The sequence below is a fragment of the Corynebacterium sp. HMSC06C06 genome, assembly GCF_001807295.1.
Lineage (GTDB): Bacteria > Actinomycetota > Actinomycetes > Mycobacteriales > Mycobacteriaceae > Corynebacterium > Corynebacterium striatum.
Genome location: NZ_KV788521.1, coordinates 147,361 through 169,447, shown reverse-complemented (window position 1 = coordinate 169,447; position 22,087 = coordinate 147,361). Strand labels below are relative to the sequence as shown.

Sequence of the window (22,087 nt, the reverse complement as noted above, 5' to 3'; positions counted from 1 at the left end):
TTTTAGAGAGCAGTCACGTTCTGTGCCTGCAGGCCCTTCTGCCCCTCAGCGACCTCGAAAGAGACCTTCTGGTTCTCTTCGAGGGTACGGAAGCCGTTGCCCTGAATCTCGGAGTAGTGAACGAAGATGTCGCCGGAGCCATCTTCCATCTCGATAAAGCCGTAGCCCTTTTCTGCGTTGAAGAACTTGACGGTACCTTGTGCCATGGTGTTAAACCTTCTATATGAGTGTCCACTCGGTGTGGACGAAAAATTGGATTGTGGAAAACAAATCTTCGCCAGCACTAACAAAAAGAAAAACACTGAGCCAAGAATTCATCGGCCTGCCTCCCAGTGTGGCACGTTTGTTCAGTAGGCGATAGTTTGACGCAAAAGATTTTCGGGAAAGGGGGTAGCGTGACCAACCCTCTTGGCGAAGAACTCGTCGAGCTCCTGCAGCGACGCTACGACGGATCCACATGCACTTTCACCACCACCCTGCCGGCGAAACCGGCCAGCTATGCGCCGTGGCCCGAATGGGTTCTCCCTGGGCTGCGCGCCTTCCTTGAGGGCCGTGACGTGCACAAGCTCTACTCCCATCAGGTCGCGGTAGCCGAGCGCGCCTGGCAGGGAAACGACGTCGTGGTGGCCACAGGCACGTCTTCGGGCAAGTCCTTGGGATACCTGCTTCCCATCCTCACTGCGTTGGCAAGTGTCCCTACTGCGTGCGCGTTGTATCTCACCCCCACAAAGGCGCTGGGCTCGGACCAGCTGCACTCCGTTTTGCAGATGAGCAGAGAGGTCGAGGAGCTGCGCGGGATGGTTGCCGCGCCTTACGACGGCGATACTCCCACCGAGGCGCGCGCCGGAATCAGGGATGACGCGCGGTTCATTTTCTCCAACCCAGACATGATTCATATGTCGATGCTGGCCTCCCACCAGCGCTGGGCACGCTTCCTGCGGCATCTGCGCTTCATTGTGATCGACGAGTGCCACTCCTACCGCGGGGTCTTTGGCGCGAACGTGGCGCTGGTGTTGCGCCGCCTATTAAGGCTGTGCGATCACTACGGAGCGCGCCCGGTGGTCATTTCTGCCTCCGCCACAATGAAGGACCCGGCCATCCATGCGCAGCGTTTGACGGGGCGTAAAACCCGCGAGGTGACCGAGGACGGTGCGCCGACGGGCGCGCGAACGGTGGCGTTGTGGGAGCCGGGCTTCATTGAAGGCGCTGAAGGCGAAAACGGTGCCCCGGTTCGCCGCGCCGCAACCACGGAAGCTGCCGGAATGATGGCGACCTTCGTGGCAGAGGGCGCGCGCACCTTGACTTTCGTGCGTTCCCGGCGCGCCGCGGAGGTAGTGGCGCTACGCACGGCGGAAGACCTTTCGGGCGCGTTGGGTCGGCCGGATTTCGCCCGCCGCATCGCTGCGTATCGCGCGGGCTACCTGGCAGAAGACAGGCGCAAGTTGGAAAAGGCCCTCGATTCCGGTGAGCTGTTGGGCGTGGCGACGACTTCGGCGCTGGAGCTAGGTATCGATGTTGGCGGATTGGATGCCGTCATCACCGCGGGGTTTCCGGGCACGGTGGCAAGTTTTTGGCAGCAAGCAGGCCGCGCGGGCAGGCGCGGGCAAGGCTCCGTGGTGGTGTTGGTGGCACGCGACGAGCCGATGGATACCTACCTGGTGCACCACCCTGACGCGCTGCTGGGCAAGCCAGTTGAGGCGAGCGTGTTCAACCCGGCGAATCCTTATATCCTGTTCGGGCACGTCTACTGCGCGGCCGTCGAGAAGCCGCTCCAGGATGCGGAAATCGAGCAGCTCGGGGCGCACGACGTGGTGCATGCTCTGGCGGAGCGGGGGCTGCTGCGCCGCCGCGACCGCGGATGGTTCGCCACTCCGATTCCGGCTGGAGAGGAGCTCACGCCGGAGACTGCCCACGCGGCGGTGTCGCTGCGCGGTGGTTCGGGCGAAGAGGTCATGATCGTGGATGCTTCTGACGGGCGTTTGCTCGGCACAATCGACGCCGCACGCGCCGCCAGCCAGGTCCATCCCGGCGCGGTGTATCTGCACCAGGGCGAGAGCTACGTCATCGAGGAGCTGCACTTCGCCGACTACCTGGCGCTGGCTAAGCCGGACACCCCGGAGTACACCACGACCCCGCGCTCGACCACGGATATTCGAATCGTGCGCGAGGCCGACGAACTGGTGAACTACGCGCCGGGGCTGTGGGTAGCCAACGTCGAGGTAGAGGTCATCGACCAAGTGACGGGTTATCAGGTGCGTTTGCCTGATGGCACGGTGGGCGATGACATTGCCCTGGAGATGCCGCAACAGCGCCTGCATACCCGCGCGGTGGCGTACACCATCGATCCGCTGGCACTTGCAGCGATGGGCGTCACCGCAGCGGATACGCCTGGCACCTTGCACGCGGCGGAGCACGCCGCCATCGGTCTGCTGCCGCTGATAGCAACGTGTGACCGGTGGGATATCGGCGGCGTCTCTACCGCGCAGCATGCGGACACGGGCTTGCCCACGGTGTTTGTGTACGACGGTCACCCCGGCGGCGCCGGCTTTGCCGACGAGGGCTTCCGCCGCTTCCCCGAGTGGATAGCCACCACCTACGAGACGGTGGTCTCCTGCCCGTGCGAGTCGGGCTGCCCGTCCTGCGTGCAGTCACCGAAGTGCGGCAACGGCAACAACCCGCTGGACAAGGCAGGCGCCATCAAGCTGTTGGGCGCGCTGGTGACGATGACGCAATCAGGGCCCATGCCTGCCGACGCTTAGACAGGCCCGGCCCGCGCCACCGCCTCCACCCGCCGTACGGCAACGGTGACGATGACGTCGCGTTCGACCACTCGGCACTCCCGCAGCGTCGATTCGTTGTGCGCGGCCGTCTCCCGCGCCTGGGCGCACGCGTCCCTGCCCCGGGCGTGGTCCCAAGCAGCCGCCACGGCAGCCATGTCCGCCGCAACCTGCGCTTCGTGGCGCGCAGCCACCCGCCCCGCTACGGCGGTGACGCCGAGCAAGAGGGACACGATGGCCACGATGATGCCCGCATTGGCCACGGTGGCATAGCCAGCATCGGAGTTATGCCAGCGGTTCATCGCGTGGACCCGATCTCAGCAGGGAACACAGCACGCGCCTTCATCGACCCGAGCGGGGCCGGCACCGTGGCTTGTGCGGTCACGAGCCCGCCATGCTCAGCAACGTCGACGCTTGCCCCGTCACTCGAGAAGGGCTCCCCGATGGCATGTGCACGGGCAGCTGCCCCAGCGGCGTCGACAGCCGCGAGGTGTGCCGCCATCGTTGCCACCCCGGCGACTGCGCCCGCGGCCACGATGACCAGCGAACTTAACCCCAGAGCCGCCTCGATGGTGACCGAGCCCGTGTCATTACGCAGGATGCGGATGAGTTGCATAGCCTAGCGCGGAGTATTGGAGAGCGCGTCGGTGATGATGGATTCGATGGCGTCGGGAACCTGTCCGCCATTGATGACTGCATAAAGTACCGCAGCCAGCGCCGCAGCAGCGAGTGAGCCCATGGCGTATTCGATCGTCGACATACCCTCGTCGTTGCCTAAGACGGCTTTCATGCGAGTAGCTAGAACTTTCATATTTTTCTCCTTTGTAGTGCTGGTTTCTGTAGTTGATGTGTGAGATTCGTATTAGTGGATAGGTTGCTAAAGCAGCTGGGTCCCCAGGCTGATAATCACGGGCACGAGCCCCAAGACGATGAACGCTGGCAGAAAGCACACGGCTAGCGGAACCGCGATGAATACCCCGGCGCGCTCAGCGCGTGCCACAGCATTCGCGGCGGCCTCCGCGCGCAGCGTCTCCACCAGGCGGTGACAGCCCGCGGCAATCGCGGCGCCGGATTCACCCGAGAGCTCAAGCAGACCCGCCAGATCCGCCAACTGCGGTTGTTCACGCAGGACCGCGATGGCCGAAGACATCGGCGCACCAACCCCCAGCAGCGCGGCAGCTTCCTGCCACGCGGGGCAGGCGCTTGTCGACGCCACCCCAGCCAACGCATCGCGCACCGACAGGCCCGCCTCCACGCACACCGCGAAGAGCTCGAGGTCAGCCGCAACATCAAGAGGCGCTGGCTGCTGCCGCGGCCCATCGCGTGGCGTCTTTGGCCGCACGAGACGACGCAGCGGCGGGGCCGTGGGAATAAGAAGCGCTAGGGCCAGACAAAGCAAGGTCATCATGCCGCAGCCCTCCGCAGGATGTAGCGCGACCAGGCAAAGCCTGCGCAGGCAAGGGCCACACCGACGTCGAGAAGCAGGCCCCCTAATCCCCCGCCTAACAGGAACGATAATGAATCCGCTCCCATCGCCCCTCCCATCGCGATGCCGGCCAACGGCAAACAGGCCAGGATAAGCGCGGTGGCCTGCGGGCCCTGCAGCGAAGACTCCGTGGATTTGGCGTGGCGGCGCGCGGCATCGAGCTGGGCCTGGGCCTGCTCGATAAGTTCTGCGAGCGCGACCCCGTGCGCCGTCGACATGCGTATGACGTGGCCAAGGCGCACTACCGCCGGGTCCGCGGCCTCCACGAGCGGGGCGTGAATATGCCCACCGTGAGCAGCCATTCCAGCCGCAGTTTGAAGCGGCAGCCGCACTGCCGCGGGGCATTCTGCAGGTACCGAGTTCACACCGCGTTGCAACGCACCCGCCGTGGTGGCACCCGCCCTGAGATCCGCGGCAACCGTGCCGAGGAAGGTAGCCAGATGTTCCCGACCGCGCCGGGCTTGGCGGGCTTGATCGACGTCGCGGATATACCAGACCGCACAGACCACAACGAACAACACGGCCACTGCGACACTGACACGCCCGAATACGTAGCAGCCGAGCCCCCCGCAGAAGACCACCGGAACCACAAGTAGCCCGGCAGGGCGAGTCCGCGCGTTGCCTGGCTGCAGCCGGCGAGCTACCGGAGGCTGCATCACAAGGGCCGCTCCCGCTAGGAGTAAGAAGGTCATGGTGCAACCCCCAGGCGCTCAGCGAAGTCCCCGTAACCGGGCCCCTTGCCGGTATCGATGCTCCAGATAAGCTCGGGCACCACGGGGTTTCCTTCGAGCAGCCCGATGTGCGCCAGGCACCGGCCCTCTGGCCGCCGTTCCATCGCAAGCACCACGTGTACCGCCGCCGCCAGCTGCGAGTGTAGTGCGTCGCGGTCCAGGCCGCCGAGCCCGGCGAGGGCCTCCATGCGCGCTGGTACCTCCCAAACCGAGTTCGCGTGTAGGGTCCCAGCACCGCCGTCGTGGCCGGTGTTGAGCGCGGCAAGCAAGTCCACAACTTCCGCTCCGCGAATTTCTCCCACCACGATGCGGTCGGGGCGCATGCGCAGCGATTGCTGCAGGAGCCGCGCCATCGTGATTTCACCGCGGCCTTCCGCGTTAGCGCGCCGCGCCACCAGCGTCACCACGTGCGGATGCAAGGGCGCAAGCTCCGCGGTGTCCTCAATCACGAGGATGCGCTCAGAGTCTGGCACCGTACCCAGCATCGCTGAGAGCAAGGTAGTCTTGCCCGCTCCCGTTCCGCCAATGACCAGGAAGGAAGCGTGGCGTTCCACAATCGCCCGCAGCAGGGGCTCGACCTCTGCTGCGATGCTGCCGCTTGCCACCAGTTGGTCAAGGCTCGTTTGTGCTTGGCGGAGCACGCGCAAGCTAATGCAGGTGCCGCCCGCAGAAGGCGGGGCAAGCAGCGCGTGCAGGCGCAGGGCTGTGCCATCGGGCCGCGCGAGCCTTCCATCGGCGAAAGGCTGTGCGTCATCGAGGCGCACACCCGCCACCGACGCGAGGCGGGTGGCAAGCTGGCGTACCTCGGCGTCGCTGGCAAAGCTGACGGGCACCGGCTCCAAGCCGCTGCCACGGTCGATGAAGCAACTGCGCGGACCGTTGACCACAACGTCGCTCAGCCCCGGCTGCGTCAGAATCGGTTCCAGCACCCCGAGCCCAAGCGAGTCATGGCGCAGGCGGCGCAAAAGGTCGAGAACATCGCCATCACTGATGACGCCTGCCTCTGCCCGGATACGCCGGGCCAGCGCCGTGGTGTCGGCCACGAGCTCCGGCTCGGCAGCCACAATTCCGCGCAGCTTATCCAGGAGGCTGGTGTTACTCATGAAAGCACCTCGTCGATCACTCGCTGGGCAGCTGCGCGCAACGGGCGCGGTATGCTGCGCAAACCGCCTGTCTCCACGGCCTTGGTCAACCCGCGCACAGTGGGAATCTCCGCAATCGGGTCACAGTGCACGATGTTCGCAATATCCTCCGGCTCAAGCCCCGACCACTGCCGATGCCGTACCACAACACTGCACGCCATCTGCTGCGCACGCAGCTCCCCAACCAGCTGTGCACACGCCGCGGCGGAGCGCACCTCAGCGGCACAGACGATGATCACGTGTTCACAGACTTGCGGGATATCGCCCGGCGCGGCATCAAAGACAGCACCTTGTGGGTGCAACGCAGCTGCTTGGAAAATGGCCTCGCGCCGCGCTGGCTTGAGGGTCGCTACCTGCGCATGTGCGCTTCGCGACGCCGCCAGCACCCCCAGGTTTCCGTGCCGCGGCACCGCCCGATGCAGGTCCGTGGCGTTTACGGCGCCACTTCCCGCTGCAAGATCCGGCCACCTTGCCCCTGGTTCCTCCTCGATGCCAGCGAGAAGATCGAGCCCACCGGAGTAAGGAGCGGCGTCGACAAGCAGCCCTGCTCCCACCTCCACCGCGAGCGCATAGGCAAAGGTAGATGTGCCCACTCCCCCGGCTGCGCCAACCACTGCGAGCGCGAAAGATCCGCCGCTTTGCTCACGTGGGCTCACCTGATCCGCAAGCGCACTCAAGAGCTGCTTCGACTCAGCAGGCACGATGAAGGCTTCGGCGCTGCGGCATTTCATCGCGGCCTCGTAGTCAATGGGGCCGGGGTCGGCCACAACGAAGAAAACCGGGGCAACGCTGTGTTTGGCCACGAGAGCCGCGGTGAGCTTGTCTGCGATGACAACGCTGGCCTTGGGCAGGTGCCGCGGAAAGTCGCGTGGGTCTTCCACCGTGGTGACGTGCACGCTGGTAGCAGCGGCTGCTGCAAGAACCTCAGCGCGCAACGCGGAATCTCCCACAGCGATGGCGATGGTGACGTCTTGTGAACTCATGCCTTAAGCCTGCGGGTGACATAGCCGCTGTTTCTAGAGGCAATTTTCTCGCTGTGGATAACGCACCTATTGGAAACGCGTTGTAGCGATGCAGCGTGATGTGTCAGCAAATATGTGTGGAAAACAGCCGTTTTGTGCTTTCCTTTGCCTTGACCTTCGCGTGCACAAACAGGGCGGAAATAGATGATGACCCGCGCCTCGGGGGGGTGTGCGCGGGTCATCGGTAACCCGGCATCGGGGGGGGGTGAGCCGGGGCAGGCCGCACAGTATATCGGGGCCTTGCACCGCTCATTATGGCATGGAAGCGGGCCATTGACAACAGCAACCACGGCGCAAGGCACCCAAGGCCCCAGACCAAATGCCTAACGAGAGAAATCACAAAGTTCCGCCAACCTTGCCGCCAGCGCGTAACACCCTTAACATTGGTCACAGTATGATTCCCGATCCCCACCGTGCTGAAGCTATCGGCACGGAAGCCGCCTCCACCGCTGCCGATTCCTCCGTGCCCAGCGGCGATTCCCGCGTGGCTGCTTTCTTCGATCTGGATAAAACCATTATCGCCACTTCCTCCGCATTCGCCTTCGGCAAGGAGTTCATGCACAACGGACTCATCACGCCATCGGAAGCCCTGCAAATGTCGATTGCAAAAGCGGGCTACATGTTTGCAGGCCAATCCAGCGAACAGATGGACGCCACCCGCGACCAGTTAGCAGCAATGGTCGCAGGTTGGTCGGTGGATGAGGTCCACAACATCGTGGCTGAGACGATGCACAACGTGGTCACCCCGGCCATTTATGCCGAGGCCCGCGAGCTCATCACGTTCCATCAATCGGCGGGCCACGAGGTGGTCATCATCTCAGCTTCCGCATCAGCGCTGGTGCGCCCCATCGCCAAGGAGCTCGGCATCACGCGCGTGGCAGCCACCGAGCTAGAAGAAAGCGACGGCCGCTTTACCGGGGAAATCCTCTTCTATTGCAAAGGGCCTGCCAAGGCGCAATCAATAAGTGACATCGCGGAGGAACTGGGCGTCGATCTCGGCGAGTCCTATGCATACTCCGATTCGGCCACAGACATCCCGATGCTCGCAATGGTGGGCCACCCCGTTGCGGTCAATCCTGACCGACACATGAAAAAGCACGCCTTGGAACAAGGCTGGGACATCCGCACTTTCAAGGACCCGGTCCCCCTCTTTACGATGCCCGGCGCGAAGGAAGTAGGCATCGGTTCCGCAGTAGTGGCCGGAATCGCCGCAGTTGTGGCGGCTGGCCTGTGGCTGTCCCAACGCCCCTCGGCCTTCTGGGAACCCAAGAACAGCGCCTAGGCCGACCGCGCGATGCCGTCCGCTTCTTCCCCGCCCGCAATCCACGCCTTAAACAGAAACTCCAAGGTTTTGCCAGGCTGCTCCGGATAAGCGCTGATGGCTTCCCAATACTCATCGCGGTGGCGGTTGTAGTAGGTTTCGGGGACCGCAAAGCCACGCGGGTCGAAGCCACTGTGAATCGCCGCGATGCGGGCTGCAACCATGCCGATGAGGTGACTGCGTGAGCCAAAGACGCCGTAAGCAGCGAGCTCCGCATGCAACACCACTGGGAGCAACCGGTCAAAAGCCATTCCGCTAACACCGCTGATGAGACGCGCCAAGGCTTGGACACGCGCGGCGCCCGACGCCGCCGGAATGCCTGTTCCGCCCGCCACAACGTCGAGTCGCGCGAGAACCTGGAGCGGCGAGCGCGCAAAGGTGCGCACAGTAGTCGATTGCACCTCGGGCGCCAGCACCGAGTAGGTACTAATAGCGTTTGCAAGGGGCCCGTCGGCCGCATCTTCGGGCTGCAAATTCGGGGAGATAGTTAGGCCTTCGACGAACACCGCGGCCCGTGCGCCGCGCATCGCGGACTCTGCGGAAATAACATCGAATTTCCGTAAACCCGCCGGGCGGCGATGTGCGCGAGAAATTTTCTGAACCGCTTGCGCAGCCGCATTTTCCACCCCAGGTAATGCAAAGAGCGGGGCCAACGGGTCATTTTCTGCCATATCCTCTAGGATAGACGTGTGCGGCCTCTGCGATTCCTCACACACGCAGTTGTCAGGTTTCACTACTATGGCCACTACAGATTTAGACAAACGCTAGGAGTTACTAACCGTGAGCAACGACGGACTATTCACTGACGGATCGGACCAATTCGCACCGAAGGTCAATGCTATCCCGCTCAGCGATGCAGATACCTCGAGGCCCGGTGAGGTATCCGTGGGACAGCTGGTCTCCAACGCTACCGAGCAGATGTCTCAGCTCGTCCGCTCCGAGGTTGAGCTCGCCAAGACCGAGCTTGCTCAATCCGCCAAGAAGGGCGGCATCGGTGCCGGCATGTTCGGCGTCGCTGGCACCATCGCGCTGTACAGCTCTTTCTTCTTTTTCTTCTTCCTTGCGGAGCTGCTCGACCTCTGGCTCGATCGCTGGGCAGCGTTCCTGATCGTCTTCCTCATCATGCTGGTTCTCGCAGCCATCGTGGGCTTTATCGGCTTCAAGAACATCAAGAAGGTTAAGGCACCTGAGAAGACCATCCAGTCCACCAAGGAACTCAAGAAGTTAGTCCCAGGCAAGGCAACCAAGTCCGTTGAACGCGGCCTGTACACCTAAAACCATTTAGCAGCACTTTCCAACTTCGCTTGTCTCCGCCCGAGGCTAATTTTCTCCGCCCGAGGCTGATCTTCTCCGCCCGAGGCTGAATCTCTCCGCCCGAGCTCTCTAGCTCGGGCGGGTTTAGCTTTTATAAGACAAGGAAAGAAAGGAAACCGTTCCCATGGCCCAGACTCCTGCGCCGTTGCCCCCTTCAGTAGTTGAGCTCGAAGGCCCCTTCACGCACGAGTTTGTGCACACCCGTGGCATCAGGCTGCATGCAGCGACCGCTGGGTCACCGAGCGATCCGCTCGTCCTCCTCCTGCATGGTTCCTTCGGCGGGTGGTTCGATTTCAAGGACGTCATCGCCCCCATTGCTGAGCAAGGCTTCCACGTCGCTGCCCTCGATATGCGCGGTTTCGGAATGTCGGACAAGCCCCCAGTGGAGGTAGGCCAGGACATTCGCGCGATGGTCGGTGACATCACGGGCGCCATCCAGGCATTGGGCCACGATTCCGCATACCTAGTCGGTGCAGATTCCGGTGGTGCCATTGCATGGGCCGTGGCCTGCGAACGCCCCGAACGTACCTTGGGACTAGTCTCTGTTTCCGCGTCCCACCCCGTCGATCTGCGCCGCGCCATGGCCGCCCGCCCATGGGACTTCGGGTGGCTGCTACTGCGCGCAGGCCTATGCCGCCTAGCAGGGCCCATCCGCCGGCATAACCCCTTAATGCGTCCCTCCACTTATGAAAAGGAGCTGGCCCTCAATACGGATTCAAAGTTCCCAGCTGAGCGCCGGGGCGACGTCGCCAAGCTGCGCATTCAAGCCTCGCAGATAGGAAACGTCCGCCGTGGGATCCTGTGGAACCACCGCATGCGCACCGCCGTGCCACCGTTAAGCTGGATCGACTCGAAGGTCGAAGCGCCGGTTTTGTACCTGCATCCCAAGCAACAACTGTGGCGCCCACTCGTGCGCCGCGCTGAGAAACGCACGGCAAGCGCGTTCCGGAACGCCACCATCGCTCAGACCAAGAACCTGCCCCACATTGAGTCGCCCGCAGCCTTCGCAACGATGGTCAGCGAATGGCTCAACTCGCATGATTGGGAATGTGCGAAATAAGTAACAGTTAATCTATCCCGAGCGCCACCCCACACAGGGGGTGGCTTTTTCTTTATTTTTAAGCCTAAAATCCCAGTTCACGGGATACTAACTAGCGACTTATAGTTTTTATCACATGTTTATAAATTACAAACTCTTGAATGTGTGCGTGAACACAAGGTAACTTCATTTCAAACCTAAAAGGTTCGCAAATGTTCATCCAATGCTCTACGCAATTCGGAGGTCTCTCCCCCTTATGACGATCAAAAAACGCTTGCTGTCGTATCGGCAGCTTCCGTAGCCCTTACCCTCGCGGCATGTGGCAGCGACAGCAACGACAGCGCCGCAGGTGGATCCGCTAGCGGCGACAACCTAATCACCGCTTGGGGCAGCGAGCCACAAAACCCGCTGATTCCTGCAAACACCAATGAGACCGGCGGTGGCCGCATCGTTGACTCCATCTACTCCGGCCTCGTGTACTACGACTCTGAGGGCAAGGCTCAAAACGAAATCGCCGAGTCCATCGAGCCCAACGATGACAACACCGAGTTCACCATCAAGCTCAAGGAGACCAACTTCTCCGACGGCTCCCCGGTTACCTCAAAGAACTTCGTTGACGCTTGGAACTACGCCGTAGCAAACGACCAGCTCAACGCATCCTTCTTCGACAACATCAAGGGCTACAAGGAAGGCGTCAAGGAGCTCGAGGGCCTCAAGGTCGTCGACGATCTTACTTTCACTGTCACCCTGACCAACCCAGAGCAGGACTTCCCAGCTCAGCTCGGTTACTCCGCGTTCTACCCGCTGCACGAGTCTGCTTTCGAGGACATGGACGCCTTCGGCCAGAACCCAATCGGCAACGGCCCATACAAGCTCTCCGAGTGGAACCACAACCAGGACGCAACCGTCGTTCCTAACGAGGAATACAAGGGTGGCCAGAAAGTTGCCAACGACGGCGTGAAGTTCGTCTTCTACACTGACAACGACGCTGCTTACGCTGACCTACTCTCCGGCAACCTGGATCTCCTAGACTCCGTTCCGGACTCCGCTTTCGACGTCTACGAGGCTGACCTCGGCGACCGTGCAGTCAACCAGCCTTACGCTGGCTTCCAGTCCTTCACCATCGGCGAGAACCTCGAGCACTTCTCCGGTGAAGAGGGCAAGCTGCGCCGCCAGGCCATCTCCTACGCAATCAACCGCGAGGAGATCACCGAGACCATCTTCAAGGGCACTCGCACTCCTGCCAAGGACTTCACCTCCCCAGTTCTCCCGGGTTACTCCGAGGACATCAAGGGCAACGAAGTCGTGAAGTACGACCCAGAGAAGGCTAAGAAGCTGTGGGCTGAGGCTGACAAGATCAACAAGTGGGCTTCCCCATCCTTCGAGATTGCCTACAACTCTGACGGTGGCCACAAGAGCTGGGTTGATGCAGTGTCCAACTCCATCAAGAACACCCTGGGCATCGAGGCCGTTGGCGCTCCTTACCCAGACTTCAAGTCCCTGCGTGACGAGGTAACCAACCGCACCATCAAGACCGCTTTCCGTACCGGTTGGCAGGCAGACTACCCATCCCTGGGCAACTTCCTTGCTCCGCTGTACCAGACCGGCGGTTCCTCGAACGACGGTGACTACGCCAACGAAGAGTTCGACAAGCTGCTCGTTGAGGCTGCAAAGTCCTCCTCCCAGGAAGAGGCCGCTAAGAAGTACAACGAGGCTCAGTCGCTGCTGTTCGAAGATCTCCCAGCCATCCCGCTGTGGTACCCGAACGCCACTGGTGGCTTCTCCGAGGCTGTAAGCAACGCTTCCTTCAACTGGAAGGGCGTCCCGGTCTACTACGAGATCACCAAGAACTAAGTTCTGCGTTAAGCTTTAGACTCGCGCAACGCAAAGCTCCGTCTCCTGTCTGGGAGACGGAGCTTTTTGTTCGCTTGGCGACGCCCCCTTAGCTTCGCCATTTCCTGAGTCTTATTCATAAAATATGCACGGTTTTCCGCCGTTGCATGCTCGGAAGCAAGAATAACTTTCATCCCGCTAATTTTTGGATCTTCTATGCAGTGCTTCTAGTCTAAATGCGATGTTTCCCTACGCACCGCGTGAAAGGTACAACTGCATGAATCTCAAGAAGACTCTCGCTTTCCTAGCCGTAGCCACGGCCTCGGTTTCCCTGGCTGCTTGTGGCTCCTCCGACAACGGCGGTTCCTCTGACGGAATCGTCTTGGCCAACGGAGCCGAGCCGCAGAACCCGCTAATCCCGGCAAACACCAACGAAAATGGTGGCGGACGCCTAACCAAGCTGATCTATGCCGGCTTGGTCTACTACGACAACGCCGGCAAGACCCACATGGACGTCGCCGAGTCCATCGAGCCCAACAAGGACAACACTGTCTTCACAGTCAAGCTCAAGGACACCAAGTTCTCCGATGGCTCGCCGGTCACTTCGAAGGACTTCGTCGATACGTGGAACTACGCCGTTGGGAAGAACTTCAACAACGCGTACTTCTTCGAAATGATCAAGGGCTACAAAGAGGGCGCTAAGTCCATGGAGGGACTGAAGGTCATCGATGACTCCACCTTCACCATCGAGCTGGCCGCACCCGACGCCGACTTCGTCAGCCGCCTGGGCTACGACGCCTACTTCCCGATGCACGAGTCCGCCTTCGCCGACATCGATGGTTATGGCGAGAACCCAATCGGCAACGGCCCATACATGCTGGATTCCTGGAACCACAACGTTGACGCCACAGTGGTCAAGAACCCGGAGTACACCGGCGATCGCACAGCTCAGAACGAAGGCGTGAAGTTCACCTTCTACGCCCAAGGCGACGCCGCCTACGCTGACCTGCTCTCCGGCAACCTCGACGTATTGGATGCTATCCCAGACTCCGCATTCTCCACTTACGAGCAGGAGCTCGCCGGCCGTTCCACTTCCGACGCCTCCGCCCGCCAGGTTGCTTTGACCCTTAACGAAAACCTCGACCACTTCTCTGGTGAAGAGGGCAAGCTGCGCCGCCAGGCCATCTCCCACGCCATCAACCGCGACGAGATCACCGAGGTCATCTACAAGGGCACCGCAACCGCAGCCAAGGACTTCACCTCGCCGGCGATCCCGAACTACAACGACTCCATCAAGGGCTCCGACGTGCTCAACTACGATCCCGCCAAGGCGAAGGAGCTGTGGGACAAGGCGGACAAGATCAGCAAGTTCGAAGGGACGCTGCCGATTTCCTACAACGCTGACGGCAACAACAAGGCTTGGGTCGACGCCGTGGCAAACTCCATCAAGAACGCTCTGGGCATCGAGTCCGTGGGTAATCCGTACCCTGACTTCAAGTCCTTCCGTGACGAAGTTAAGAACCGCACCGCTAAGGGCGCAACCCGATCCAGCTGGTCCGCCGACTACCCGGCCACCAGCGCCTTTATCGGCCCCCTGTACGGCACCGGCGCCGGCAACAACGATGCCGACTACTCCAACCCAGAGCTCGACTCCCTCATCGACAAGGCAGCGTCCAGCTCCCCCGAAGAGGCCGTAAAGGTTAACGAGCAAATCCAGCAGATCCTTTTCGAGGATCTGCCCGCCGTCCCGCTGTGGTACCCGAACACCACGATCGGTTGGTCCGAGTCCGTCAACAACGTCGCGGTCAGCTGGAACGGCACTATCCCGTTCTGGGAGATTTCTAAGGCCTAGCCTTTCCGCAGCAGCATCGCCCAATATAGGGTGAGCCTGCTCACCACTTAGGGCAAAGGGCACCCCCATCTGTCGCTTCAAGTACAGAGCGGGTGCCCCCTATTTTTACCCCCATGAATAAATTGAAAATGCCTGCATATTCCACATTTATGCGGCTACCAGCGGCTAAAATATACCAACCTGCCAACCACTAGAAACCACACTTTTCTGTGATGCGCACAGATTCAGAGATTACTCATTGAGCGAGATCACAAACTAGGATTCCCTGTAGCCACGACAGGCAAACTCTCAAGACACGCGTAGCAGCCTCTGCCACAACCCTTACCCAGGGTCGCGACCTTCTCGATCGCGCGGCGTCGGCAAGCGCATGCTCACAACTAGTAAAGGACAACACTATGTTGCGCTATATCGGGCGACGAGTGCTCCAGATGATTCCGGTGTTCTTCGGAGCCACCCTCCTCATCTACGCACTTGTCTTCTTGATGCCCGGCGATCCGGTCGAAGCCCTGGGCGGCGACCGCGGTCTCACCGAGGCAGCTCGCGCTAGGATCGAGGCCGAATACAACCTCGACAAGCCGTTTATTGTCCAGTACCTGCTCTACATCAAGGGCATTTTCATGCTGGACTTCGGAACCACCTTCTCCGGAATCCCCGTCACCGAAGTTATGGCCAATGCTTTCCCAGTTACGGTGAAGCTCACGCTCATGGCCATTGTCTTTGAAACAGTCTTCGGCATCCTGTTCGGCGTCATCGCCGGTATGCGCCGCGGAGGAATCTTCGATTCCACCGTCCTGGTCGCTTCCCTGCTCGTCATCGCAGTGCCTTCCTTCGTCATCGGCTTTGTCTTCCAGTACCTCGTGGGTATTAAATGGCAGCTCCTTCCGGTGACGGTGGGCGCGAAGGCCAGCTTTGAGTCGCTCCTCATGCCAGCAATGGTGCTGGGTGCGCTCTCCTTGGCATATGTCATCCGCCTGACCCGCCAGTCTGTTGCTGAGAACCTCCGCGCAGACTACGTGCGTACCGCCCGCGCAAAGGGCCTTTCCAGTGGTGCCGTCACCCGCCGCCACGTCCTGCGCAACTCCCTGATTCCAGTGGCTACCTTCATCGGTGCCGACATCGGCTCCCTGATGACCGGTGCCATCGTTACCGAGGGCATCTTCGGCATCAACGGCGTTGGCGGAACCATGTACCAGGCCATCCTGCGTGGTGAGCCGACCACCATCGTTTCCTTCACCACGGTCTTGGTGATCATCTACATCATCGCCAACCTGCTGGTTGACCTCCTCTACGCAGTACTCGACCCGAGGATCCGTTATGCCTAATTTCGAAAAGACTACTCAGTACCCTGGCCAAGAGCACTACGTCAACGAGGTCGACGAAACCGGTCTCGGCGCTGTCGACGCCGTCAAGGACGAGTCTGCTCCTTCTTCCCAATGGGGAGAGGCATGGCGCTACCTGCGCCGCCGCCCGCTCTTCTGGGTTGCGGCCACCATGATCGTTATCGCAGTCCTGCTGGCGCTGTTCCCAGGTCTGTTCACCAACACCGATCCACGCATGTGCGAGCTGTCCAAGTCGCTCGCTCCTGCCGAGTCCGGTCACCCCTTCGGATTTAACCGCCAGGGTTGCGACATCTATGCGCGCGTCATCTATGGCGCACGTGCCTCTGTAACCGTAGGCGTGCTGACCACGATTCTCGTGGTCATCATCGGCGCCCTAGTGGGCGCCGTAGCCGGCTTCTTCGGTGGATGGATTGACTCCGTTCTCTCCCGCATCACCGACATCTTCTTCGCTATTCCGCTGGTTCTGGCGGCAATCGTTGTTATGCAGATGTTCAAGGAGCACCGCACCATCATCACGGTGGTCTTGGTCCTTGGTCTGTTCGGCTGGGTCTCCATCGCCCGTATTACGCGTGGCGCCGTGGTCTCCATCAAGAACGAGGAATACGTGCAGTCCGCGCGCTCTATCGGCGCGTCGAACATCCACATCCTCTTCAGCCACATCCTGCCGAACGCTGCAGCGCCGATTATTTCCTACGCCACCGTGGCGCTGGGTACCTACATCGTCGCCGAGGCAACCCTGTCCTTCCTGGGCATCGGTCTGCCGTCCACGTTCGTCTCCTGGGGCGGAGACATCTCTGACGCACAGGCTTCCCTGCGTGTTAACCCGGCCGTCCTGTTCTACCCGGCAGGCGCCCTGGGCCTGACCGTTCTGAGCTTCATCATGATGGGTGACGTCGTTCGCGACGCCCTCGACCCGAAGGCAAGGAATCGCTAATGAATAAGCCGCTACTTGAAATGAAGGACGTCCACATCTCCTTCGAGACCTCCACCGGTACCGTCGAGGCAGTTCGTGGCGTCAACCTGAGCATCTACCCAGGCCAATCCGTGGCAATCGTGGGCGAGTCCGGCTCCGGTAAGTCCACCACCGCTATGTCCATCCTGGGCCTTCTACCGGGCACCGGCAAGGTCACCAAGGGTCAGATCCTCTTCGAGGGCGAGGACATCACCCACTACAACAACAAGCAGTTCGAGGCCCTCCGCGGCAACAAGATCGGCTTGGTCCCGCAAGATCCAATGTCCAACCTGAACCCAGTGTGGCGTATTGGCACCCAGGTTGAGGAATCCCTCAAGGCCAACAACGTGATTGAGGGCTCCGAGCGCGGGAAGCGCGTGGTGGAGATCCTTGAGGAAGCTGGGCTTCCCGACGCCGAGCGTCGCGCCAAGCAGTACCCGCACGAGTTCTCCGGTGGTATGCGCCAGCGCGCGCTCATCGGTATCGGCCTGGCCGCTCGCCCGAAGCTTCTTATCGCCGACGAGCCGACCTCGGCACTCGACGTGACCGTGCAGAAGACCATCCTGGACCACCTCGAGCACCTCACCGAGTCCCTCGGCAACGCGGTTCTGTTCATCACCCACGACTTGGGCCTCGCGGCAGAGCGTGCTGAGCACCTCATCGTTATGCACCGCGGCCGCATCGTGGAATCTGGCCCCTCGCGAGACATCCTGCGCGACCCTGAGCACCCCTACACCCGCCGTCTGGTCACCGCGGCTCCTTCCCTCGCTTCCTCCCGCATCCGTGCGGCCCAAGAAGCCGGAATCGAGACCGAGGAGCTCAAGACCGGCACTGCAAGCCACGCTGCCAACATTGAGGAAGAAACCGTCATCTCCGTACGCAACCTGACCAAGGAATTTGATATTCGTGGTCAGCGCGGCGAGAAGAAGCTGCTTAAGGCAGTTGACGATGTCTCCTTCGACATCCGCCGCGGCACCACCATGGCGCTCGTGGGCGAGTCCGGTTCGGGTAAGTCCACCGTGGCCAACATGGTCCTGGGCCTGCTGGAGCCAACCTCCGGCACCATCGAGTTCGAAGGCAAAGACACTTCCAAGCTCTCCAAGAAAGAACTGTTCAACCTGCGCCGCAAGATGCAGGTCGTCTTCCAGAACCCGTATGGCTCCCTGGACCCGATGTACTCCATCTTCAAGTGCATCGAAGAGCCGCTGGCTCTGCACAAGGTGGGAAGCCGTAAGGAGCGTGAGGCCCGCGTGGCTGAGCTGCTCGACATGGTGGCCATGCCGCGTTCTGCGATGCGCCGCTACCCGAACGAGCTCTCCGGCGGTCAGCGCCAGCGTATCGCCATCGCCCGCGCCTTGGCGCTGCGCCCAGAGGTCATCGTCCTCGACGAGGCAGTCTCCGCACTGGACGTTCTGGTGCAGAACCAGATCATCCAGCTGCTGGCCGAGCTGCAGTCTGAGCTAAAGCTGTCTTACCTCTTCATCACGCACGATCTGGCAGTTGTCCGCCAGACGGCCGATGACATTGTGGTTATGAAGAAGGGCCAAGTCATGGAGGCAGGCACCTCCGCTTCCATCTTCAACAACCCACAAGAGGAATACACCCGCAACCTCATCAACTCGGTTCCGGGCATGCACCTCGAGATCGGCACTGGCTCCAACCTCGGATTGGCCAAGGAGTAACACCTCCCCCCTCGGTGCACCACAGCACACCGCAGGCCGTCACAAAGGCCCTGCTTATTCTTCCCCCTCAGGAATGCGATAAGCAGGGTCTTTCTCTATGGCGCAGATTGGGGCTTAGGGCTTCTAGCCAGCCACGCAGTTGCCGGTATCTACGGGCCGACTCAGCTGGGTGATGTCGCCGATGTGCTTGTTTACCTCGTCAGCGGTCAGTGCGTAGCCGGTCTCCGAGTCTTCGACGGAAGCACCAAACACAACGCCGAGGACTTGGCCATCGGTATTGACCAGCGGCCCGCCCGAGTTGCCCTGGCGGATGCTGCCGCGGACCGTGTAAGCATCGCGCTCCACGCGGCCCTTGGAATAAATATCAGGTCCCGCAATGGTGATGCGTTCGCGCACGCGTGCCATCCTTGCCGCGAAGGGGCCGGAGTGCGGGAAGCCCATGACCATAGTGTCGTCACCGGTATCAGCTGGAGTCGGCGCCCAATCGAGAGGGCTGATGCCCAGATTGTCGCTGTGCAAGACGGCGATATCCACATTGGGGTTGTAATAGACCACCTCTGCTTGGCGCAGGCCAAGGACCGTATCCAGATGGACCTTCTCGGTACCGGCAACTACGTGCGCGTTAGTGATCACGTAGTCATCAGCTGCTACGAAGCCGGAACCCATGAGGCGGCGGGAGCAGACCTCGGCGTCGCCAAGCACGTGAATGACCGAAGGTCGCAGGCGTTCCACCAGAGCAGGATCATTAACGTCCTGTGCTGGGGCCGCCACCTCGACGGCCCTGCCGGAATCCTGCCACGGCGAAACCAGCGGCGGCAGTCCTGACTCGTTGAGTACCGCCGCAACGCCATTGGGCAACGACGCCAACTGCGTTGGTGCAGCCCCATTGAGCACGCTCAAAATATGTGATTCCCGCAAGGCACGGCCTGGCGCGCCGCCCACGTTCGAAGCCAAAGGCAAGGAGATCAGCCAAATAACGAAGACCGCGGCAACGGCCTGAAATCCCGCGCCGATGAAAGAATCCACCCGCTGTTTCTTGCGGGTGCGCATCCTATCGCGCAAACGGGCACCGATACTCGCACCGATTAGCTGACCAATGCCCACCATCATGATGAGCACACCGATGGCGAGTAGAAAACGCAAGGCAGCCTGGTCTGTCAGCCGTATGGCGAATTGCGCCAACACGGTACCCAACACAACGCCGGCTACGATGCCAACAAATGACAAGACAGCAGAAATCGCGCCCTGGCGCCAGCCCGCCCAGAGGGCAAGCAAAACTGCCACCACGATGAGGATGTCTAATACGAGGGTCAGGGTCACGGGGCAAAGGTTCTTTCTTCGGTAAACGCGCGGCCCACTTAGAGCACAAACGCGAAGGCCATTTTAGCTAGGTCATCTTCTCATTATTTCGCGAACGCTTGAGTGCGCCGTGCAGATCATGCACCGAATTGTTATCCCATTCGCTCTCCCAGCCAGCGTGCTCCAAGATGGCGGAGAGAATCCCCCCAGTAAAACCCCAGATCAAATAGTCGTTGGCGCGAAATGCCGGCCCCTTCCACGGGCCAAAGCCCACCATCAAGCGATTAGTGGGTTCCGCCAGTTCGCGCAGCGGAAAGGTGAATACGTCGTCGGTTTCATCGGGGCTCGCCGCCCACACCTTTCCAGGAGCGTGCCAAAAGGCGGTAACGGGGCTTACCGGGTTACCGGTGGCTCGAATCTGCAACTGGTTCCATTGCTCCAGCGGCGTGACCGTGGAGCTTTCCAGGCCGGTTTCCTCCCACGCTTCGCGCAAGGCAACGTCGACAAGCGTGGCGTCCTCGGGATCGCGGCGCCCACCTGGGAAAGCGATTTGTCCGGAATGCGAGCGCAGCGACGGCGAACGGTGCGTCAGCAACACCTCGCCATCGTCGAAGGACGTGCCCTTAAACAGCACCAACACCGCAGCCTCCTTGCGCACCGGCGGCAGGTCCTTCACGAACTTCGTAGCGTGACGATTACCTATGCGCTCCTGCACCGCCGCTGCATCCACACCCTTGGCAGGGCGTAGCCACTGCGGCGCCAAGTCTGGGTTCAGCCTACTCATGCCAGGGCCTCCTCCACTGCTTTCTCAATGTCTGCGGTGGACTCGAAGGGCTTTATGTACTGCTTCTTCACCTCGCCCTTGTACACAACGAGCGTAATGGGAATAACACCTGGGAGCCCAAGCTGTCCGGCAAATTTATTGGAATCATCTTGGTAACTCGGCAGGTCAATACCAATGTCCTGGAGGAAAGCGGCGCCATTCGCAGCGTTGCTATCCGCGTGGACTCCCACCACGTCCCAGTCGGGATGCACCGTGGCTACTTCCTGCATGTACGGCAGTTCCGCACGGCACGGCTCACACCACCAGGCCCAGACATTGACCACTTGCACGTCCTTAGCAGCACCTTGTGCCTGCGCGCCCAAACATTCGAGGTCCACGTCCGCTACTGTGCCCTCCGGACACGCTGGGCGCTTGACGACGTCTCCCTCCCCCACCTGCGCAGACGCACTCGCCGGGGCATCGACGCCGCGTTCAGGCTCCTGCCCGCCACTGCCAAGCAGGTTGCGCGCACCAACGAAAGCCAGCACGGCGACGACGATGGCCGCGATGACTGAACCGACGATGTATGAGGTGAGCTTATTCATGCCGTTCAGCCTACTTCCCGCCTCGGACATCGGTCTTCCTCACGCCTTGAGCTGCTAAAACTCCGGTTGGGCACAGCTTCCGCACCACACATACTTCACACTCCGGCTTGCGTGAATGGCACACGCGGCGCCCGTGGAAGATGATGCGATGGGAAAACATCGTCCATTCCTCTTCCGGCAGGAGTTCAGCGATGTCTTTTTCAATCTTGAGCGGAGTCTTGCTCTGGCTTAGCCCCATCCGCTGCATAAGCCGGCCAAAATGAGTGTCCACGGTCAAGCCTGGGAGCCCAAAGGCGTTACCGCGCACTACAAGTGCCGTCTTGTGTCCCACGCCAGGCAGCTCCGTGAGCTCCTTGATGCCCTGCGGAACCTCACCTCCATAATCGGCCATGAGTTTCTCCCCGATGCCAATAAGATGCCCAGCTTTAGCGCGCTGAAATCCCAACGGCCGGAGAATAGCCTCCAAGTCGCTTCGCGACGCCGCGGCATAGTGCGCCGCATCCGGGTACTTGGCAAAGAGCTCGGGAGTTACCTGATTGACGCGCGCATCAGTGCATTGCGCTGACAACACCGTGGCCACGAGAAGCTCAAGCGGGTTGGAGAAGTCCAGCTCGCACTCAGCATCCGGGTATTCTCGGGCGAGCAGCTCATTGATGCGCGGAGCTCGACTTACAGGCGATGAGTCAAACATTCTCTTGAGCTTAGTAGGATACTGATTATGGTTTCATTGATCGTCGTTGTGCCTCTAGCCCTCGCACTGTTTGCGATCCTCATGGAGAAGCTGGAGTCAAAGGTCTTCGGGGACTGATAATTTTCCCCGCATCCTTTTCTGACCTCCATAGAAGTGTGACAATTTTTCACAGGGTTAGATAAAGTGACAAATTACACTGTAGGATGAGATTCGTTGCATAAGGGGCGCGCGCCTGTCT

The 22,087-nt window shown here is 60.8% G+C and carries 22 protein-coding genes; 9 read left to right on the top strand and 13 right to left on the bottom strand.

All coding sequences use genetic code 11. The annotated features are described in order from the left end of the window. Positions 1 to 2: 2 nt before the first annotated feature. Complete coding sequence (locus HMPREF3153_RS12045; protein WP_005531231.1) at positions 3 to 206, bottom strand: cold-shock protein; 204 nt, start codon at positions 204 to 206, stop codon at positions 3 to 5. Between the two features lie 189 nt (positions 207 to 395). Between HMPREF3153_RS12045 and HMPREF3153_RS12040 the strand changes: the two genes are divergently transcribed. Continuing rightward, positions 396 to 2,759 (top strand): Zn-binding domain-containing protein, encoded by a 2,364-nt coding sequence (locus HMPREF3153_RS12040; RefSeq protein ID WP_070420996.1) that lies wholly within the window; start codon positions 396 to 398, stop codon positions 2,757 to 2,759. On the opposite strand, the gene HMPREF3153_RS12035 is transcribed toward HMPREF3153_RS12040, so the two are convergent. The 7 genes from HMPREF3153_RS12035 to ssd all read right to left on the bottom strand — a co-directional run bounded on the left by HMPREF3153_RS12035 (position 2,756) and on the right by ssd (position 7,119). Next, positions 2,756 to 3,079 (bottom strand): Rv3654c family TadE-like protein, encoded by a 324-nt coding sequence (locus HMPREF3153_RS12035; RefSeq protein WP_005531234.1) that lies wholly within the window; start codon positions 3,077 to 3,079, stop codon positions 2,756 to 2,758. The two genes, HMPREF3153_RS12040 and HMPREF3153_RS12035, sit on opposite strands and share 4 nt — an antisense overlap. Next, positions 3,076 to 3,393, bottom strand: a complete 318-nt coding sequence (locus HMPREF3153_RS12030) for a hypothetical protein (RefSeq protein ID WP_005531236.1) — start codon at positions 3,391 to 3,393, stop codon at positions 3,076 to 3,078. Before HMPREF3153_RS12030 ends, HMPREF3153_RS12035 begins: the two co-directional genes overlap by 4 nt. Positions 3,394 to 3,396: 3 nt before the next feature. Then, complete coding sequence (locus HMPREF3153_RS12025) at positions 3,397 to 3,588, bottom strand: DUF4244 domain-containing protein (protein WP_005531238.1); 192 nt, start codon at positions 3,586 to 3,588, stop codon at positions 3,397 to 3,399. Between the two features lie 66 nt (positions 3,589 to 3,654). Then, the gene (locus tag HMPREF3153_RS12020) at positions 3,655 to 4,185 is read right to left on the bottom strand and encodes a type II secretion system F family protein (protein WP_005531240.1); all 531 of its coding nucleotides are present in this window, start codon (positions 4,183 to 4,185) and stop codon (positions 3,655 to 3,657) included. Further along, positions 4,182 to 4,919: a type II secretion system F family protein gene (locus HMPREF3153_RS12015; protein ID WP_246817205.1), complete on the bottom strand. Its 738-nt coding sequence runs from the start codon at positions 4,917 to 4,919 to the stop codon at positions 4,182 to 4,184. The genes HMPREF3153_RS12020 and HMPREF3153_RS12015 overlap by 4 nt, the downstream gene beginning before the upstream one ends. 32 nt (positions 4,920 to 4,951) lie before the next feature. Beyond that, the gene (locus tag HMPREF3153_RS12010) at positions 4,952 to 6,097 is read right to left on the bottom strand and encodes a TadA family conjugal transfer-associated ATPase (RefSeq protein WP_070420994.1); all 1,146 of its coding nucleotides are present in this window, start codon (positions 6,095 to 6,097) and stop codon (positions 4,952 to 4,954) included. After that, positions 6,094 to 7,119, bottom strand: coding sequence for a septum site-determining protein Ssd (gene ssd, locus HMPREF3153_RS12005; RefSeq protein WP_070420993.1), 1,026 nt, complete (start codon positions 7,117 to 7,119; stop codon positions 6,094 to 6,096). Before ssd ends, HMPREF3153_RS12010 begins: the two co-directional genes overlap by 4 nt. A 421-nt stretch (positions 7,120 to 7,540) precedes the next feature. On the opposite strand from ssd, the gene HMPREF3153_RS12000 reads away from it, so the two are divergent. After that, a complete protein-coding gene (locus HMPREF3153_RS12000; RefSeq protein ID WP_370876094.1) occupies positions 7,541 to 8,440 on the top strand; it encodes an HAD family hydrolase in 900 nt (299 codons plus the stop codon). Here HMPREF3153_RS12000 and HMPREF3153_RS11995 read toward each other — a convergent pair. Continuing rightward, entirely contained in the window at positions 8,437 to 9,150 is a 714-nt protein-coding gene (locus HMPREF3153_RS11995; protein ID WP_070420992.1) for an oxidoreductase, read from the bottom strand. The two genes, HMPREF3153_RS12000 and HMPREF3153_RS11995, sit on opposite strands and share 4 nt — an antisense overlap. Before the next feature lie 109 nt (positions 9,151 to 9,259). Here HMPREF3153_RS11995 and HMPREF3153_RS11990 point away from each other — a divergent pair, with 109 nt between their 5' ends. The 7 genes from HMPREF3153_RS11990 (at position 9,260) to HMPREF3153_RS11960 (ending at position 18,491) form a co-directional block, all read left to right on the top strand. After that, complete coding sequence (locus tag HMPREF3153_RS11990) at positions 9,260 to 9,754, top strand: phage holin family protein (protein WP_005531246.1); 495 nt, start codon at positions 9,260 to 9,262, stop codon at positions 9,752 to 9,754. Between the two features lie 163 nt (positions 9,755 to 9,917). Beyond that, positions 9,918 to 10,853: an alpha/beta fold hydrolase gene (locus HMPREF3153_RS11985; protein WP_070420991.1), complete on the top strand. Its 936-nt coding sequence runs from the start codon at positions 9,918 to 9,920 to the stop codon at positions 10,851 to 10,853. A gap of 453 nt (positions 10,854 to 11,306) precedes the next feature. After that, positions 11,307 to 12,686 carry a peptide ABC transporter substrate-binding protein gene (locus tag HMPREF3153_RS11980; RefSeq protein WP_246817204.1) on the top strand — a complete coding sequence of 460 codons (1,380 nt, stop codon included), beginning with the start codon at positions 11,307 to 11,309 and terminating at the stop codon, positions 12,684 to 12,686. Positions 12,687 to 12,942: 256 nt separating this feature from the next. Then, the gene (locus HMPREF3153_RS11975) at positions 12,943 to 14,517 is read left to right on the top strand and encodes a peptide ABC transporter substrate-binding protein (protein WP_070420990.1); all 1,575 of its coding nucleotides are present in this window, start codon (positions 12,943 to 12,945) and stop codon (positions 14,515 to 14,517) included. 395 nt (positions 14,518 to 14,912) lie between these two features. Beyond that, a complete protein-coding gene (locus HMPREF3153_RS11970) occupies positions 14,913 to 15,839 on the top strand; it encodes an ABC transporter permease (RefSeq protein ID WP_005531255.1) in 927 nt (308 codons plus the stop codon). Then, a complete protein-coding gene (locus HMPREF3153_RS11965; RefSeq protein ID WP_005531257.1) occupies positions 15,832 to 16,791 on the top strand; it encodes an ABC transporter permease in 960 nt (319 codons plus the stop codon). The genes HMPREF3153_RS11970 and HMPREF3153_RS11965 overlap by 8 nt, the downstream gene beginning before the upstream one ends. Further along, positions 16,791 to 18,491 (top strand): dipeptide ABC transporter ATP-binding protein, encoded by a 1,701-nt coding sequence (locus HMPREF3153_RS11960; protein WP_070420989.1) that lies wholly within the window; start codon positions 16,791 to 16,793, stop codon positions 18,489 to 18,491. The genes HMPREF3153_RS11965 and HMPREF3153_RS11960 overlap by 1 nt, the downstream gene beginning before the upstream one ends. A 123-nt stretch (positions 18,492 to 18,614) precedes the next feature. Here HMPREF3153_RS11960 and HMPREF3153_RS11955 read toward each other — a convergent pair whose 3' ends face one another. The 4 genes from HMPREF3153_RS11955 to nth form a co-directional block, all read right to left on the bottom strand. Beyond that, a complete protein-coding gene (locus HMPREF3153_RS11955) occupies positions 18,615 to 19,811 on the bottom strand; it encodes a MarP family serine protease (RefSeq protein ID WP_070420988.1) in 1,197 nt (398 codons plus the stop codon). A gap of 67 nt (positions 19,812 to 19,878) precedes the next feature. Continuing rightward, positions 19,879 to 20,574 carry an NUDIX hydrolase gene (locus tag HMPREF3153_RS11950; protein WP_070420987.1) on the bottom strand — a complete coding sequence of 232 codons (696 nt, stop codon included), beginning with the start codon at positions 20,572 to 20,574 and terminating at the stop codon, positions 19,879 to 19,881. Then, positions 20,571 to 21,158 (bottom strand): TlpA family protein disulfide reductase, encoded by a 588-nt coding sequence (locus tag HMPREF3153_RS11945; RefSeq protein ID WP_070421024.1) that lies wholly within the window; start codon positions 21,156 to 21,158, stop codon positions 20,571 to 20,573. Before HMPREF3153_RS11945 ends, HMPREF3153_RS11950 begins: the two co-directional genes overlap by 4 nt. 10 nt (positions 21,159 to 21,168) lie before the next feature. Continuing rightward, complete coding sequence (nth, locus tag HMPREF3153_RS11940) at positions 21,169 to 21,849, bottom strand: endonuclease III (RefSeq protein WP_070420986.1); 681 nt, start codon at positions 21,847 to 21,849, stop codon at positions 21,169 to 21,171. Positions 21,850 to 22,087 lie beyond the last annotated feature (238 nt).

Bases quoted from the DNA above. Each gene is read 5' to 3' on its own strand.
- HMPREF3153_RS12045 (WP_005531231.1), bottom strand. From the start codon at position 206: ATGGCACAAGGTACCGTCAAGTTCTTCAACGCAGAAAAGGGCTACGGC.
- HMPREF3153_RS12035 (WP_005531234.1), bottom strand. From the start codon at position 3,079: ATGAACCGCTGGCATAACTCCGATGCTGGCTATGCCACCGTGGCCAAT.
- HMPREF3153_RS12030 (WP_005531236.1), bottom strand. From the start codon at position 3,393: ATGCAACTCATCCGCATCCTGCGTAATGACACGGGCTCGGTCACCATC.
- HMPREF3153_RS12025 (WP_005531238.1), bottom strand. From the start codon at position 3,588: ATGAAAGTTCTAGCTACTCGCATGAAAGCCGTCTTAGGCAACGACGAG.
- HMPREF3153_RS12020 (WP_005531240.1), bottom strand. From the start codon at position 4,185: ATGATGACCTTGCTTTGTCTGGCCCTAGCGCTTCTTATTCCCACGGCC.
- HMPREF3153_RS12015 (WP_246817205.1), bottom strand. From the start codon at position 4,919: ATGCAGCCTCCGGTAGCTCGCCGGCTGCAGCCAGGCAACGCGCGGACT.
- HMPREF3153_RS12010 (WP_070420994.1), bottom strand. From the start codon at position 6,097: ATGAGTAACACCAGCCTCCTGGATAAGCTGCGCGGAATTGTGGCTGCC.
- ssd (WP_070420993.1), bottom strand. From the start codon at position 7,119: ATGAGTTCACAAGACGTCACCATCGCCATCGCTGTGGGAGATTCCGCG.
- HMPREF3153_RS11995 (WP_070420992.1), bottom strand. From the start codon at position 9,150: ATGGCAGAAAATGACCCGTTGGCCCCGCTCTTTGCATTACCTGGGGTG.
- HMPREF3153_RS11985 (WP_070420991.1), top strand. From the start codon at position 9,918: ATGGCCCAGACTCCTGCGCCGTTGCCCCCTTCAGTAGTTGAGCTCGAA.
- HMPREF3153_RS11975 (WP_070420990.1), top strand. From the start codon at position 12,943: ATGAATCTCAAGAAGACTCTCGCTTTCCTAGCCGTAGCCACGGCCTCG.
- HMPREF3153_RS11970 (WP_005531255.1), top strand. From the start codon at position 14,913: ATGTTGCGCTATATCGGGCGACGAGTGCTCCAGATGATTCCGGTGTTC.
- HMPREF3153_RS11965 (WP_005531257.1), top strand. From the start codon at position 15,832: ATGCCTAATTTCGAAAAGACTACTCAGTACCCTGGCCAAGAGCACTAC.
- HMPREF3153_RS11960 (WP_070420989.1), top strand. From the start codon at position 16,791: ATGAATAAGCCGCTACTTGAAATGAAGGACGTCCACATCTCCTTCGAG.
- HMPREF3153_RS11950 (WP_070420987.1), bottom strand. From the start codon at position 20,574: ATGAGTAGGCTGAACCCAGACTTGGCGCCGCAGTGGCTACGCCCTGCC.
- HMPREF3153_RS11945 (WP_070421024.1), bottom strand. From the start codon at position 21,158: ATGAATAAGCTCACCTCATACATCGTCGGTTCAGTCATCGCGGCCATC.
- nth (WP_070420986.1), bottom strand. From the start codon at position 21,849: ATGTTTGACTCATCGCCTGTAAGTCGAGCTCCGCGCATCAATGAGCTG.